A 14,900-nucleotide genomic window follows, 5' to 3' on the forward strand; every position below is an offset into this window, starting at 1 on the left:
TAGGAGCTGCCGAAGGCTGAGATTCGACCGGGAACCGGTCGCCCGCGACCCCGGCCTATCGCAGCCTTCGGCAGTTCCTACGGGTTCTTTCAGCCGCCTCAGGGTTGCTTGCACTACTTGCGCACTATGCCAGTTAGTTGCTGTCGTAAACTTCATGCCCCTTTTAGCGCCGCGGAAGTAAGGAGACGCGATGAGCCCCGACGTACTTGCCACTGAAACCAACAGAAGTCAGCTGCAGCAGATCATTTCCGGACTCTCGGACGGGGTGATTTTGCTTGATGTGAACCAACAGATCGTCTGGGCCAATGACGCCGCGTTGGCCATGCATGGGGTCAGCCACCCCGGCGAGTTGGGCACCAGTGCCCGTCAATATGCCGAGCGATTTGCGCTACGTTACCGAAATAATCACGTGTTGCCTGCCGAGAGTTATCCCATGAGCCGCGTGTTGGCCGGAGAGACTTTCAATGACGTCGTGGTTGAGGTGCGGCAGGTCCACAACGAAGAGCAGACCTGGGTGCACCGCGTCCGTAGCCTGATTTTGACCGGTGCTGCAGGTGACCCTGAGTCCCTGGTATTGATTGTGGATGACCTCACCGAATGGGCCAGCGCCGAGCAGCGCTTCGAGCGCACGTTCAGCGCCAACCCTGCGCCGGCGGTTATTTGCAGGCTCAGCGATTTGCGCTACATCAAAGTCAATCCGGGTTTCCTGGAAATGACCGGCTACGCTCGGGAGCAGGTTATTGGCCGTTCAGTCTACGAGTTGGATGTCCTGGAGGGCGCCGACAATAAGGAGCTTGCAATACAGCGCCTGGGGGAGGGCACGACTATTCCGCAGATGCATGCGGAACTCAGGCTTTTAGGCGGCGCCAGTAAGCTGGTGATTGTTGCCGGACAGCCGCTGAGCATCAACAATGAAGACTGCATGTTGTTTTCGTTCGTTGACCTTGAGCCGCGCCGTAAAGCAGAAGTGGCGTTACGTCAAAGCGAAGAGCGCTTTGCTAAAACCTTTCGTTTAAACCCTGTGCCGACGTTAGTGTGCAGTGCTGATCGCCAACAAGTGATTGACGTAAACGAGGCGTTTGTTCGAATAACCGGCTTTCCTGCAGAAGAGGTGCTGGGCAAGACCGTGGCTGAGATAGGTTTTATCGAAAACATAAGTGCCTGCGACGAGCTGTTCTCGACGCTGGAAAAGGCGGGTAATGTCGGCGAACTTGATCTGCGGATTCGTAAAAAGAACGATGGATTGATCGATTGTGTCGCGTCGGCCGATACCCTCAATATCCAGAATGCACCGTGTTATCTGCTGGTATTGATGAACATCACCGAGCGCAAACGCTCTGAGCTGGAGTTGATTGCAGCGATTGAGGAAGTTATGCGTGACGCGTCCTGGTTCAGCCAGACGTTGATCGAAAAGCTGGCCAACGTAAAAAGTGCCAGAGCACCCAATCTGCCAAACGTTTCGTTCAAGGAACTCACGGCCCGAGAACGTGATGTACTCGGTCTTATTTGCGAAGGCCTGGCAGACAAGGAAATCGCTTCGCGACTTAATCTGGCGCCCAATACCATACGCAACCACGTTGCCACGGTCTATTCGAAGCTCGATGTGCATAGCCGAAGCGAGGCTATTGTATGGGCCAGGGAACGTGGTTTGTTCGGCGGCGAACGGCGGCCCGGTGGCAAGCAGTAAGGTGCAAATGCACTAGACCGTCAGGTGCAAATTCAGGTTCTGCCCAAGCGCTCTATTTCTTAATCTTGCGCCGGTGGCGAAACCACATTTATGCGCGCTATTTGCGATTACCTAAACCTCCTGTTAAGAGGAGCACACCGCTGTGTTTTCTCTTTCTTACATACGCCGGACCTTAGAAAAAAGCTTCGCCCCCCTGGCGTGCGAGTGCACGGTGGGCGCTGATGCCCGGCTTACCGTCCGTATTTTTGACCGCGACACTGGGCGCGTCGACTTGGTGGTAACTGGCATCACCATAGAAAAGCTCCGCAGTGCAGAGGCGGTCGCCAAAATGGTCGACGAACTGCGCTACGAGATTGACGGCAATACCTTACGGGCAGCGCAGGTGGCCGAATAAGCGGTCTATGTTTGGGATGCATACGGCTGAATGTTGTCTGGATGTAACGGGGCAATGACGACACAATGCTGCTACGTGATCTCGGAGCCGTCGTCGAATGCCAGTTGTCAGCCGTTTCGCCTCTTTTATCGACCAAGCGAAGCGTGCCTTGGAGCTGGTCTGGAGTACCTCGCGCGGGTTGTTCCTCGGTCTGGTGCTGGCAACGTTGGTCGCCGGGGTATTACCCGCGTTGGCCGCTTGGCTGGGACAACGGATTGTCGACGCGGTAGTGGCCGCCATGCAACTGCATGCCAACCAGGGCAGCGCGCCACTGTGGCCGGTCTTGCGTTACGTGCTGTTCGAGGCCGGGGTATTGGCGATATTGGCCGGGGCGCAACGGGGGTTGTCAGTCCAGCAATCGCTGCTTCGGGTGCAACTGGGGCAGAAGGTCAACACCTTGATTCTGGAGAAAGCCCAGACCTTGTCGCTGGCGCAGTTCGAGAATTCCGATTTCTACGACAAGTTGGTCCGTGTGCGCCGCGAGGCCTCGACCCGGCCGCTGGCGCTGGTCATTAAATCCCTGGGCTTGATCCAGAACCTTATTTCGCTGATCAGTTTCGCTGTGTTGCTGGTGCATTTTTCGCCATGGGCACTGGCGATTCTGATCCTCGGCGCGTTACCCGTGTTTTTCGCTGAAGCGCATTTTTCTGGCGATGCGTTTCGCCTGTTCAGCCGCCGCGCCCCCGAAACCCGTCACCAAAATTACATTGAAACGCTGCTCTCCCATGAGACGTACATCAAGGAGGTCAAGCTGTTCGGCTTCGCGCCGCTGTTGCTGCAGCGCTACCGGGACATGTTCACCAAGCTTTACAGCGAAGACCGTCGTATGACCCTGCGTCGGGATGGCTGGGGTTTTGTCCTTGGCTTGCTGGGCACCAGCGCATTTTATCTGGCCTATGCCTGGGTGGTGATCGATACGGTGAACGGCTTGATCAGCCTGGGCCAAATGACCATGTACCTGGTGCTGTTCAAACAAGGGCAGAGCGCGGTGAGCAGCAGCCTTAGCGCCATCAGCGGGTTGTATGAAGACGGTCTGTATCTGTCCAACTTGTATGAGTACCTGGCGCAGCCAGTGATCGTCGAAACCGGCGGTCTCACGCAAGGCGTGCTGCCCGGGGATGGTTTGCGTTGCGAGGGCGTCGGCTTCAGTTATCCGGACGCCCCACGGGCGACCCTGGAGAACATTGACCTGCATTTGATACCGGGGCGCAGCGTGGCGCTGGTGGGCCAGAACGGCTCGGGCAAGACTACCCTGATCAAGCTGCTAACCCGTCTTTATCGCCCAGATCAAGGTCGGATCTTGCTGGATGGCAGCGACCTCAACGAGTGGAGCGAGGACGCGTTGCGGCGCCGAATCGGGGTGATTTTTCAGGACTACATTCGTTATCAGCTGACGGTGGGTGAAAACCTTGGGGTGGGTGACATTGACGCGTTTACCGACGAATCCCGTTGGAGTAAAGCGGCGCAGCAAGGCATGGCAGCAGAGTTCATTGAAGCGCTGGACCAGGGCTATGCCACACAGCTAGGTCGCTGGTTTGCCGGTGGCCAGGAATTGTCGGGCGGGCAGTGGCAAAAAATAGCCCTGTCCCGTGCCTATATGCGCCGCAATGCCGATATCCTGATCCTCGACGAGCCCACGGCCGCCCTCGACGCCGCCGCTGAAGCAGCGGTGTTCGAACACTTCCGCGAGCACGCCAAAGGCCGCATGACCTTGCTGATCTCGCACCGGTTTTCCAGTGTGCGCAGTGCGGATCACATCGTGGTGCTGGAACAAGGCAGGGTTCTGGAGCGCGGCAACCACCAGAGTCTGGTGGAAGCAGGCGGTCGTTATGCGCAGCTGTTTGACTTGCAGGCGCGGGGGTATCGGTAGTGAAGGGGCTTACGCAACAGCCCAACGGCGTATCAAAATCTGTGGTAAATCGTATTGAACAGAGATCCTGTAATCCATGACCCCTACCGCCTCAACTTCTGCGCACCAAGCCCTGATCAAAGCCATCGGTCTTGTCCGCTATGACTCGAAAAGTCAAAAAAACCTGCTCAATGCTTCAGATTTCACCCTGTGCGCTGGCGACCGGGTAGCGGTTACCGGGCCGTCGGGGTCCGGTAAAAGTGTGTTTCTCCGGGCGCTGGCGTTGTTGGACTCGCACAGTAGCGGCCAAATTTATTGGCGCGGTACGGCGGTCAAAGGGCCTGATATCCCAGCTTATCGACGCCATGTCAGTTACATCGCCCAGCGTCCGGCGATGCTCGAAGGCACGGTGGAGGACAACCTTCGCTACCCGTTCAGCCTGAAGGTTTATCAGGACTTGAAATTTGATCGAGAAGCGGTGTTGCGACTGCTGGGGCAGGCTGGCAGGGGCGATGGTTTTCTCGAGAAGCAGTCCAGCGAACTGTCCGGCGGCGAGGCGCAAATTGCTGCGTTGATCCGGGTACTGCAAGTGCAGCCCGATGTGTTGCTGCTGGACGAACCGACCGCCGCGCTGGACCCTGAGTCTTCGCGGGAGATCGAGGCGTTGGTCAGCGCCTGGTTCAACGGGTCAAATGAACGTGCCTATTTATGGATTTCCCACGATCAGGCGCAGGCGCAACGCATGAGTGGACGTCACCTGACCATGCTGGCCGGAACATTAAGTGAGCAAACCTGATGGATTATCAAAACCTGTCGCTGCTGGACATCGGTATTGCATCGCTGTTGATACTGATCAACGGCGTGCTATCGGTCATGTTAAAACTGGACCTGGGGCGCACGCTGATCGTGGCGGCGGTTCGCACGGTGGTGCAGTTACTCGCCATCGGGTACGTGCTGGGGTGGGTATTCGGTCATGGCCAATGGTACGTGGTCTTGCCACTCATGGCCGCGATGACGCTGATTGCCGGGCTATCGGCTTCGGACCGAGGCAAGCGTACCTATGCGGGGCAACGTCTGGACAGCATTGTGTCGATCTGGATGAGTTCCTGGTTGGTGGCGGCTGTTGGCTTGTTCGCGATCATTCGGATTCATCCGTGGTACGAGCCGCAATATGCCATCCCCATTCTCGGCATGATCCTCGGTAATACGTTGACCGGCGTGTCATTGGGCATCGAGCGCATGACCCAAGAGCTGACGGCGGGACGTAACGTGGTGGAAATGAGCCTGGCACTGGGTGCGTCACGCTGGGAAGCCGCGCAGGGTCCTGCACGCCAGGCGGTGCGCGCAGGCATGATTCCGACCCTGAACCAAATGACCGTGGTCGGCCTGGTCAGCTTGCCGGGGATGATGACCGGCCAGGTGCTGGCTGGCCAATCGCCGATCCAGGCGGTCCGTTACCAGATCATTATCATGTTCCTGATCGCCGCCGCGTCTGGTCTGGGCACGGTGTTAGCCGTGTTGCTCACCTACCGGCGGTTATTTTCCACAGACCACCGGTTTCTTGCGTCGAAGCTGATGGAGCGCAAATAGGCAGTTAGTGCACGGGGGTTAACCCGCTGGATTCAATAATGGCGCTGGCCGCGCTGGAATCCAGGTAGGCCAGTAATGCGGCCGCGTCTTCTTGATGAGCCTCTCGGCGGGTCACGGCTGCGGAATACAGGGTCATTTTCTGCACCTGATCGGGAATCAGCCCAACCACATCAATGCCTTCCTCCTGCTTGAGCTCGCTCAATTGTTGGAAGCCTATCTGCGCTTCACCATTGGCCACCGCCTGGGCGACCGACTCGGCAGACATCATGTGGATCTTGTCCTTCAACCGTTCGGACAAATGCATCTGCGGGAACAGCACCCGCAACAGGTAGACCCCGCTGGGGTTGTCCGACAGCGCTATAGACTCGGCATCCTGTAGGGTTTGAGCAAAGTCCTCCATGTTATGAATATCGGGGATTTTTGCACCTTTACGCACGGCCATGGCGATAAACGACTTGCCCAGGTCGACGCGGCTCTGTCGTTGTACCTGGCCTTGCTCAACCAGCTTTTGCAACGCCCAGTCTTCGGTAATGACCACGTCGGCCGTCTCGCCGCGACCCAGTCGATTAGTGATTTGGGTTGCAGCATTGCCGGTGGAAGGGGACTCCTCGACAATTAACTTAACCCCAGTGGCTTTTTCATAATCGGGTGCGATGGCCTGAATTGCAGCCATAAAACCCCCCGTGGTCCATACCGCAAGTGATCTGACCGGGGGTGGAGGGCGGACCGTTTGCGCTGACAGGTCGTCGGTAAATAAAAATAGAATCGCTAATGTGAGTGTTGAAAAGGTCTTCGTCATGACCAAACGTCCTGAATTCTGCGACATACCTGAACTTAATAGAGAAGAGGCGGGTATTTAGCCGCGCTTTTGAAAGAATTGACATCAACGTGGATTAACAAAAATTTAGTTTACCTTGTGTTGAGCACGACCCAAGCAGCATCGCTTGATAAATATGCGCCGATTGGCGGCTCAGGTCAGGTGTTGGCTGGATGTCTCGGTAAAAGCCAACTCGTTGGCGATGAAATTGGCGGCGCGGTGTGCCTGATACACCGCCTCGCCAACAAGCAGGCGCCTACAGGTTTGATGTTATTTAAGACACAACAACCGATAAACCCCACCCTCAGCCTCTATGCCGTGGGTGTCGTGGGTAAATCCCGGAAACGACAGGTCGAAACTTTCCAGGGCTTTCAGGTATGCCAGGAAAGGCCCATCAGCCGCGCCGATATTTTCTCCGGGCATCAGCAGGGGAATACCTGGCGGGTAGGGCACGATGCCCGTGGCGACCAAACGTCCAGCCGCTTCTTCCAGAGTGACCTGCTCGACCTCATCCTTCACCAGCTTTTCGTACGCTTGCACCGGGCTAAGCTGCGCCTCAGGCAACATGCCAAAGGCTTGGGCCATGGTCGCGGTGGTTTTGTGGTCTTTCATTGCAGTAAATATCTGCTCGGCCAGCTCCTTCAGGCCCATGCCGGCGTAACGTTGCTGATGACTTTGCACCAAGTCGGGCAGGCACAGTTCCAGTTCAAGGTTGGCGTCGAAGTCGCGCTTGAAATCCAGTAGCGCATTGACCAGCGTGCCCCATTTGCCTTTGGTGATGCCGATGGAAAACAGAAACAGAATGGTGAAGTCAGTGGTTTTCTCCACCACGATACCCAGTCGACCCAAGTAGGCGCTCAAGACGCAGGCCGGGATGCCGAAGTCCAACAGTTGCCCATCATCACCCATGCCGGGGCTTAGCACCGATACTTTGATCGGGTCCAACATGCAGTAGCCATCCTCGATGTCGCCGAAACCGTGCCAGATTTCGTTGGGGTGCAAGACCCAGCAATAAGGTTCGGTCTTGAGCAGGTCGGGGTCGACTTCATGGAACGGGACATGCCCTGCACCGACTTTTACCGTCTGCGGCTGCCAGCACGTGAAGAACCACTCATTGTCGGTGGACATTTCGGCGTTCATTCGGGAAATGACCTGGCGGAAGGCGATGGCTTCTTCGATGGATTCGTTGGTCAAAATCTGGCCGCTGGGCGCTTCCATCATTGCCGAACTGACGTCGCACGACGCCATGATCGCGTAGTTGGGCGAGGTTGAGGCGTGCATCATGAACGACTCATTGAAACGTCCATGGGGAATGGCTTTGCGGCCGTTGCGCACATGGATCATCGACGCTTGCGACAACGCTGCGAGTAACTTGTGAGTGGACTGGGTGGCAAAGACCGTGGGCCGCGACGGGTCGTAATCCTTGGGATCGCCGTGCATGGCGAAGCGTTCGCGGTAGATCGGGTTAAACCGTGCGTAGCCATACCACGCCTCGTCGAAATGCAGACGATCAACACTGGCGCCCAGCAGTTCTTCCACGCGCGTCACGTTGTAGCACAGGCCGTCGTAGGTCGAGTTGGTGACGATGGCGTGGATCGGTGTTTTATCGATGCCTGGTTTGACTAACGGATTATTGTCGATGGCGTGCTTCACGCCCTCAGCGCTAAGGGTCTGCGGCAATATGGGGCCGATGATCCCAAAGCGATTGCGGGTCGGCACCAGGTACGTCGGGATCGCTCCGGACAGGGTCATCGCGTGTTCAGCGGATTTGTGGCAGTTGCGGTCGCACAAAGCGATCTGATCGCGGGTGACGCTCGCCATCAGAATCACCCGGTTGGAGGTCGAGGAGCCGTTGGTTACGTAATAGGTGCGGTGGGCGCCGAATACCTTGGCGGCATAACGCTCGCCCTGACCAATGGGGCCGCTGTGATCCAGCAAAGAACCCAGTTCACCCACCGAAATGGACAGGTCGGAGCGCAACAGGTTTTCACCGAAAAACTCATAAAACGCTCGGCCTGCGGTGCTCTTCAAAAACGCGGTGCCGCCGGCATGCCCTGGTGTATGCCAGGAATATTCATAGGTGCGGGCAAACTTGACCAACGCCCCAAACATCGGTGGCAGCACCGCTTGGCGATAACGCTCGATTGCCGCCAGAACCCGCCCGCTGATAAACGCGCTGGTGTCTTCCGGTAGCCAGATAAAGTCGTCGGCGTGTTGCATCACCACCAGCGGGATGGTCGATACAGCGGCACGGTCACTGATCAAAAACACCGGCACCCGGGTGTTACGATCGCGCAAGGCTTTGAGCAAGTCCATGCACGCCTGATGCCCCTCAGTCTTGTCCATGTCCCAGCTCAACAGCACACATTGAACCGCGGGATCGGACCGCAAAATCGATGTCGCATCGCTCATTGATTCGGAAAACAACACGCTGATGGACCGCTCTTCAATGTCCGTCACTAACTGATTCAGCGCCCGACCGAACACCGTACGCTTGTCAGACGCATTGCTGACTAAAAGGGTGAGCATGCCGAGGGAACGTATGGATTCACTCATGACTGTGTCTCCAGGGTCGACAAGGCAGGAACTTTAAGTTTCGAGACCGTTGTTTCGTGCTGCGCGCTCACGGTTTGTACCGGCACGCTGACGAGACCTTGAGTTTCCAGTCGAATAAGTCGGGTATTCACGTAACCGAACAAGGTGTAGCCCGCAATAGTTGCGACACCGCCGAGCATTAATGCCTGAGCCCCGGAACTGTACAACGCCAGGTAGCTGTAAGCCGCCGCAACGAACGCAACGGCATTGGTAATCAACGCCTGCCTTGGGGCTACGTTTGAGATGTTCTGCAGGGTCATCAGGGTTGCCATGCACAAGATGTAAGGGACGAGATTGGTCACCACTGCGAGATTTACCAACGTATCGAACTGCGTGGTCAGGTTGGGGCTGATGGTTAATAAACCCAACGCCGTCTGCCCCGCTAACAGAATCAACATACCCACGATAGGCGTGCCGGCTTTGTTTGCTTTAGCAAAGATCGGCAAGAAATACCCAGTGTCGGCGGAGCTCTTGAACACCTGAGCGATGGTGAACTGCCAGCCCAGCAAAGAGCCAATGCAGGCTAAAACCATTAATCCCATGACGACACTGCCAACCATGGGATTGAACATCTTGGCGAATACCAGACCGAACGGCGCAGTGGAGGCGACCAATTCCGGATTGGAGACGATGCCGGCGATCACGTTGGTCGAGACGATATAAATCACTGCTGCGCCGAGGGTGCCGCCCAATACCGCAATGGGTACGTTCTTTTCCGGATTTTCCACCGCATCGCCGTTGGCGCAGGCAGATTCCAGCCCCAAAAACGCCCACAGGGTGATCGCCACCGATGCGCCGGCAGCGTCAAACCAGGTTTTGTTATGAGGGTTCCAACCGGCTGAATAAACGCTGCTATCGAACCAGAACCAACCGACAGTGGAAACAACCACCACCGGCAGAATCACACCCCAAACGGTTACCGCCCCTATTTTCCCGGTAATGCTCGCCCCGCCGAAGTTGGCGAAGGTGGTAATCCACAGCAAAGCGATGGTAAACAACCCGACATTTAACGAACTCAACTTCAGATCGAACAGCACCTGGATATAACCTACCGCGGTAATACTGATCGCAACATTGGCAATAAGTAGCGAAAGGCCATACGTGTAATTGGTAATATAATTACCGGATTTACCAAACGTGTATTCAGCATAACCGCCCATTCCGCCGGTCTTACGGCTGAGCATGCCGCACCGCGCAAACGCATAGGCCAACGCCAGAGAGCCGGTTGCAGTAATTATCCAGGACAAAATTGAAATAGCGCCCACTTCTGCGAGTTTGGTCGGCAGTAACACGATGCCTGAACCCAGCATATTGACCGCCGTCAACATTGTGAGTTGGCCCACGCTCATTTTCTTTGCTACTGCCATATGCCCGCCTCATTAATCATGTGAGAGGTGTATAGCTATAGCAGATGAAGGGCGACTGTGTAGGAGGCAACTTATTAGCGAGCCAGTAAATCGGTGTTCTTGTTACACCGCAGTGCCTGCCTCGCCAACAAGTTAACTCCTACAGAGACATCAACACGGCGGTGTTCCAATCAGTGGTTACTCAATTAGCCGAGAATTTGAACAGCGTAGTTTGAGTATAGGTTTTGCCTGGGTCCAGCCGGGTGCTGAGGAAGTTAGGCTGGTTAGGCGCATCCGGGTAATGCTGGGTTTCCAGGGTAAACGCGCCCCAGTGCGGGTAAACCTTTCCAGCCTTGCCCTTGACGGTGCCGTCGAGGAAGTTGCCGGTGTACAACTGAACGCCGGGCTCGGTGGTGTAGAGCTGCAAATGCCGCCCTGACGCTGGATCGCGAACGTCGGCAGCGAGTTTGCCAACGTTGCCTTTGGTGTCAAGTACCCAGTTGAAATCGAAACCGCCTTGCTTAGGCTCAGCAAATTTCAGCTGCGGGTGGTCGGCGTGGATGTTTTTGCCGAACGCGGTTGGTTGGCGAAAGTCCATTGGCGTACCCGCGACCGGGGCCAGTTCTCCGGTGGGGATCAGCGTTCCGTTAATCGGGGTGTAGGTGGTCGCGTGCACGGTGGCGACCTGTTTCAACACATCGCCGCTACCGGCACCCGCCAGGTTGAAATAGCTGTGGTTGGTCAGGTTGAGTACGGTGGGCTTGTCAGTGGTTGCGCGGTACTGAATGCGCAGCTCGTTTTTCTCGTTGAGGCTGTACGTGACGTGGGTTTCAAGTTTTCCAGGGAAACCCATTTCGCCGTCAGCGGAGACATAGGTCAGGGTCACGCCCACCCATCCTTTCTCCTTGCTGGCTTCGGCGGTCCATACCCGTTTGTCAAAGCCTTGGGAGCCGCCATGCAGGGAGTTCGGGCCGTCGTTGGTCGGTACCTGGTATTCCTTGCCGTCCAGGGTAAATTTGCCGTTAGCGATGCGATTGCCGAAGCGACCGATCGTCGCGCCGAAATACACCGTCGGGTTGGCTTGGTAGCCCTGAATATCATCAAAGCCCAACACCACGTCGTCGGCCTTGCCGTTTTTATCCGGGACGATCAGCGACTGCAGAACGCCGCCCCAGGTAATGATGCTGGCTTGCATGCCATGGCTGTTGCTGAGAGTGTATTTCTCGATGGGCGCACCGTCAGCGGTGGTGCCGAAAGCACTGTGGACGCTAGTCAATCCCGCGGCGTGGGCGGAGAGGGTGGCAATCATTAAGGACAGTCCGAGGCTGCTAAGGGTGAATTTGCGAAATATCATATCTACCTTTTCCTTTTTATTTTTGAATAGAACAGGTTTTAGAAGCGCAGTTTTCTTGGCAGGTGAATCGATTTTTTGGGTGATTTCCTCCTATTGGTCAGACTATTCGACTCGGTTTGTTCGGTAATTTAGTTTTATAGCCCAAAAAGCAGTGCTTGAAAAATCAATCGTAATACTATTTAGTATTTACCAGTGTTTGGGATAGCACAGCACCGGTACAAGCGCCGGCATTGCCAGGCAGCATAGACGTTTGACAGGCAATCGTATGATGATTAGCCTCAATTTGCGGAAATAGCCGCATACAGAGGCGCTAGGGATGAGCAGTAATTATCATGCGTCGACCGTCGATTGGCTTGGCACCTGGATCGCAGCGGGCCATGTTCTACCGGGTCAAACGCTGAAGGTTGAAGCTGCGTTGTGTGAGGAATTAGGCGTCAGCCGTACGGTTATCCGTGAGGCGATAAAGACGTTGGCGGCCAAGGGCATTCTCGAAGTGGGACCCAAGGTCGGCACCCGGGTGATGCCAGTACGTAGCTGGAATTTATTTGATCCGCAGGTGGTGGGTTGGTTGGCGAAGAAGGGCTTGCCCGAGAATTTTGTCATGGACCTGTTGGACCTGCGCCGTACGATTGAGCCGATGGCTGTGCGCTGGGCCTGTGAGCGCGCAAATCCGTTGCAGATAGTCGAGATTCAGGACGCCTACCGTGCGCTGGAGGCTTCGTTGGGTGACAAGGGTGATTACAACCATGCCGACCAGCGGTTTCACGAAGCGGTGTTGGCTGCCAGTCATAACCAGTTCATCGAGCAGATGTTGCCGGCGCTGGGTACGTTGTTAGCCGTGTCGTTTGAGGTGTCGTCAGCGGCGCCTCAGGAATTGGGCAAGACCTTGCCGTTGCATAAGGAGCTGGCCGACGCCATTGCTGCGCGGGACGCAGCGCGCGGCGTGTGGGCTTGCATGAGCCTGATCGAGCAGGCCACGGTGACTATTTCACGTTACTACGCGGCGCAAAATAGCCACCCGCACACCAGCGAAGCAGAACATGGAAAAGCCCAGCTGGAGCTCAGCTGAGCAATGCACCAAAACGTGCTCAATGAAGCAGCAAAAAAAATAAGAATAAGGACGTGTCATGCAATGGCATCCGGTGTCTGAAAAACGCTTCAAGCTCGCTGAAGGGCCGTTCTGGGATCGCGAGGAAAACGCATTGTATTGGGTCGATATTGCCGGTTTCCTGGCCTGTCGCCTGAGCTATGGTCGTTACCATCAATGGCGTTTCGCCGAGCCGGTTTCCGCTTTTATTCCCTGCGAAAAAGGCGATGCCCTGGTCACCTTGGCCAGCGGCGTGTACCGCCTGGACCTTTCTTCCCCTTCAGAGCAACCGCGCCTGAGCCTGTTTTGCGTGGCGGACCCTGTGGCCGGTAACCGCGCCAACGAAGCGCGTTGCGATGCCCAGGGCCGACTATGGTTGGGCAGCATGCAAAACAACCTGGACGCCGAAGGTGGCGACGTCCCGCTGGTGCGGCGCTCGGGTGGCCTGTTTCGCGTCGATCCGGACACCCGCGTCACGCCATTGCTCGCCGGGCAGGGCATCGTCAATACCTTGCTCTGGAATTCCGAGGCCACAGTCGTGTACAGCGCCGACAGCCTGGACGGGGTGATCTATCGTTACCCTGTTGAAGGTGATGGACGCTTGGGTGAGCGAGCGGTCTGGGCAACTGAGCACCCCCGGGGCGACCCGGATGGCTCGGCCATGGACGTTGAGGGCTGCATCTGGAACGCCCGTTGGGACGGTAATTGCCTTATTCGTTTCGCCCCCGATGGCACTGTCGATCGAGTAGTCGAGTTACCCGTCAGCCACCCCACCAGTTGCGTCTTCGGCGGCCCGGAGTTGTCTACGCTTTACGTCACCAGTGCCGCGCCGTCGTCGGCCAAAGGTACGCTCGCTGGCGCGCTGTTAATGGCTGAAGTTGGAGTGACGGGTATGCCCTGTCATCGGTTCGCCGGTTGATTGTGCATGCAGCCGGGCCGAACGTGTCGGACGGCAGTTCAACGCAAGTGACACTACGTTACGTTCGCTCCATTCATAATATGATATGACTGTTTTGTCGTTTCCTGGCTGTGCTGTTTTCGGTAAAACCAGCCGCTGCGCTAAATCGTTGCACGCTGTAGCTATTCAATAAAAATAAGGAGTTAGCTATGTTGAGTCGTCACGGGATTCGTTCCCTGTGCTGTGCCGCTGTCGCCACTGCAATATTGGGATTGGGCACCGCCGCATCTGCCGCTGAAGAAGTCAAAATCGGCTTTCTGGTCAAACAGGCCGAAGAACCCTGGTTTCAGACCGAATGGGCCTTCGCTGAAAAAGCCGGTAAAGAACACGGTTTTACTGTAATCAAAATTGCCGTTCCCGACGGTGAAAAAACCCTCTCCGCTATCGACAGCCTGGCCGCCAACGGCGCCAAGGGCTTCGTCATCTGTGCGCCTGATGTTGGGCTGGGTCCGTCCATCGTCGCCAAAGCCAAGCAAAACGGGCTGAAGGTTATGGCCGTGGATGACCGCTTCGTTGATGCTAACGGCAAGTTCATGGAAGACGTGCCGTACCTAGGCATGGCCGCGTTCGAAGTTGGCCAGAAACAGGGTGCTGCCATGGCTGACGAAGCGAAGCATCGCAACTGGGATTGGAAAGACACCTACGCGGTGATCAATACCTACAACGAGCTGGATACCGGTAAGAAGCGCACCGATGGTTCGGTGGATTCGCTGACCAAGGCCGGCCTGCCCGCTGATCACATTTTGTATACCGCGCAGAAAACCCTCGACGTACCGGGCAGCATGGACGCCACCAACTCGGCGCTGGTCAAACTGCCAGGCAGCGCGAAAAACCTGATCATCGGCGGCATGAACGACAACACCGTTCTGGGTGGCGTACGTGCAACCGAGAGCTCCGGTTTTGCGGCTAAAAACGTGATCGGTATCGGCATTAACGGTACTGACGCCATCGACGAATTAAAGAAACCGGAAAGCGGATTCTTCGGTTCGATGCTGCCTAGCCCGGACAAAGAAGGCTACGGCACTGCGTTGTCGATGTACGAGTGGGTAACGACTGGCAAAGAGCCGGCCAAATTCACCGCAATGGCCGATGTCACACTGATTACGCGCGCCAACTTCAAAGACGTATTGACCAAAATCGGCCTTTATAAGTAAGCCGGGTATGGTTTGGCGTGCCTGACGGTT

General features: G+C 56.2%; 12 protein-coding genes. 8 read left to right on the forward strand and 4 right to left on the reverse strand.

What is annotated here, in order from left to right:
• Positions 1-190: 190 nt before the first annotated feature.
• The 5 genes from JWR17_RS14570 (at position 191) to fetB (ending at position 5,559) form a co-directional block, all read left to right on the forward strand.
• Positions 191-1,687: a helix-turn-helix transcriptional regulator gene (locus JWR17_RS14570; protein WP_299832617.1), complete on the forward strand. Its 1,497-nt coding sequence runs from the start codon at positions 191-193 to the stop codon at positions 1,685-1,687.
• Between the two features lie 142 nt (positions 1,688-1,829).
• Positions 1,830-2,081: a DUF1652 domain-containing protein gene (locus JWR17_RS14575; protein WP_299832618.1), complete on the forward strand. Its 252-nt coding sequence runs from the start codon at positions 1,830-1,832 to the stop codon at positions 2,079-2,081.
• Between the two features lie 97 nt (positions 2,082-2,178).
• The gene (locus JWR17_RS14580) at positions 2,179-3,990 is read left to right on the forward strand and encodes an ABC transporter ATP-binding protein (protein ID WP_299832619.1); all 1,812 of its coding nucleotides are present in this window, start codon (positions 2,179-2,181) and stop codon (positions 3,988-3,990) included.
• A gap of 76 nt (positions 3,991-4,066) precedes the next feature.
• A complete protein-coding gene (locus JWR17_RS14585) occupies positions 4,067-4,765 on the forward strand; it encodes an ATP-binding cassette domain-containing protein (RefSeq protein WP_299832620.1) in 699 nt (232 codons plus the stop codon).
• Positions 4,765-5,559, forward strand: coding sequence for an iron export ABC transporter permease subunit FetB (fetB, locus tag JWR17_RS14590; RefSeq protein WP_299832621.1), 795 nt, complete (start codon positions 4,765-4,767; stop codon positions 5,557-5,559). Before JWR17_RS14585 ends, fetB begins: the two co-directional genes overlap by 1 nt.
• A 4-nt stretch (positions 5,560-5,563) precedes the next feature.
• On the opposite strand, the gene JWR17_RS14595 is transcribed toward fetB, so the two are convergent.
• The 4 genes from JWR17_RS14595 to JWR17_RS14610 form a co-directional block, all read right to left on the reverse strand.
• Positions 5,564-6,325 (reverse strand): substrate-binding domain-containing protein, encoded by a 762-nt coding sequence (locus tag JWR17_RS14595; RefSeq protein WP_366944158.1) that lies wholly within the window; start codon positions 6,323-6,325, stop codon positions 5,564-5,566.
• A gap of 321 nt (positions 6,326-6,646) precedes the next feature.
• Complete coding sequence (locus JWR17_RS14600) at positions 6,647-8,932, reverse strand: Orn/Lys/Arg decarboxylase N-terminal domain-containing protein (protein ID WP_299832623.1); 2,286 nt, start codon at positions 8,930-8,932, stop codon at positions 6,647-6,649.
• On the reverse strand, positions 8,929-10,338 hold the full coding sequence (potE, locus tag JWR17_RS14605; RefSeq protein WP_299832624.1) for a putrescine-ornithine antiporter: 1,410 nt from the start codon (positions 10,336-10,338) through the stop codon (positions 8,929-8,931). Before potE ends, JWR17_RS14600 begins: the two co-directional genes overlap by 4 nt.
• A 181-nt stretch (positions 10,339-10,519) precedes the next feature.
• Positions 10,520-11,671, reverse strand: coding sequence for an aldose epimerase family protein (locus tag JWR17_RS14610; RefSeq protein WP_299832625.1), 1,152 nt, complete (start codon positions 11,669-11,671; stop codon positions 10,520-10,522).
• A gap of 316 nt (positions 11,672-11,987) precedes the next feature.
• On the opposite strand from JWR17_RS14610, the gene JWR17_RS14615 reads away from it, so the two are divergent.
• The 3 genes from JWR17_RS14615 to JWR17_RS14625 all read left to right on the forward strand — a co-directional run bounded on the left by JWR17_RS14615 (position 11,988) and on the right by JWR17_RS14625 (position 14,870).
• Positions 11,988-12,740, forward strand: a complete 753-nt coding sequence (locus tag JWR17_RS14615) for a FadR/GntR family transcriptional regulator (protein ID WP_299832626.1) — start codon at positions 11,988-11,990, stop codon at positions 12,738-12,740.
• 58 nt (positions 12,741-12,798) lie between these two features.
• Positions 12,799-13,677, forward strand: coding sequence for an SMP-30/gluconolactonase/LRE family protein (locus JWR17_RS14620; protein WP_299832627.1), 879 nt, complete (start codon positions 12,799-12,801; stop codon positions 13,675-13,677).
• A 188-nt stretch (positions 13,678-13,865) separates the two neighbouring features.
• Complete coding sequence (locus tag JWR17_RS14625; protein ID WP_299832629.1) at positions 13,866-14,870, forward strand: substrate-binding domain-containing protein; 1,005 nt, start codon at positions 13,866-13,868, stop codon at positions 14,868-14,870.
• The last annotated feature ends 30 nt before the right edge of the window (positions 14,871-14,900 follow it).

The sequence above is a fragment of the Pseudomonas sp. genome, from assembly GCF_028293835.1.
Taxonomy (GTDB): domain Bacteria; phylum Pseudomonadota; class Gammaproteobacteria; order Pseudomonadales; family Pseudomonadaceae; genus Aquipseudomonas.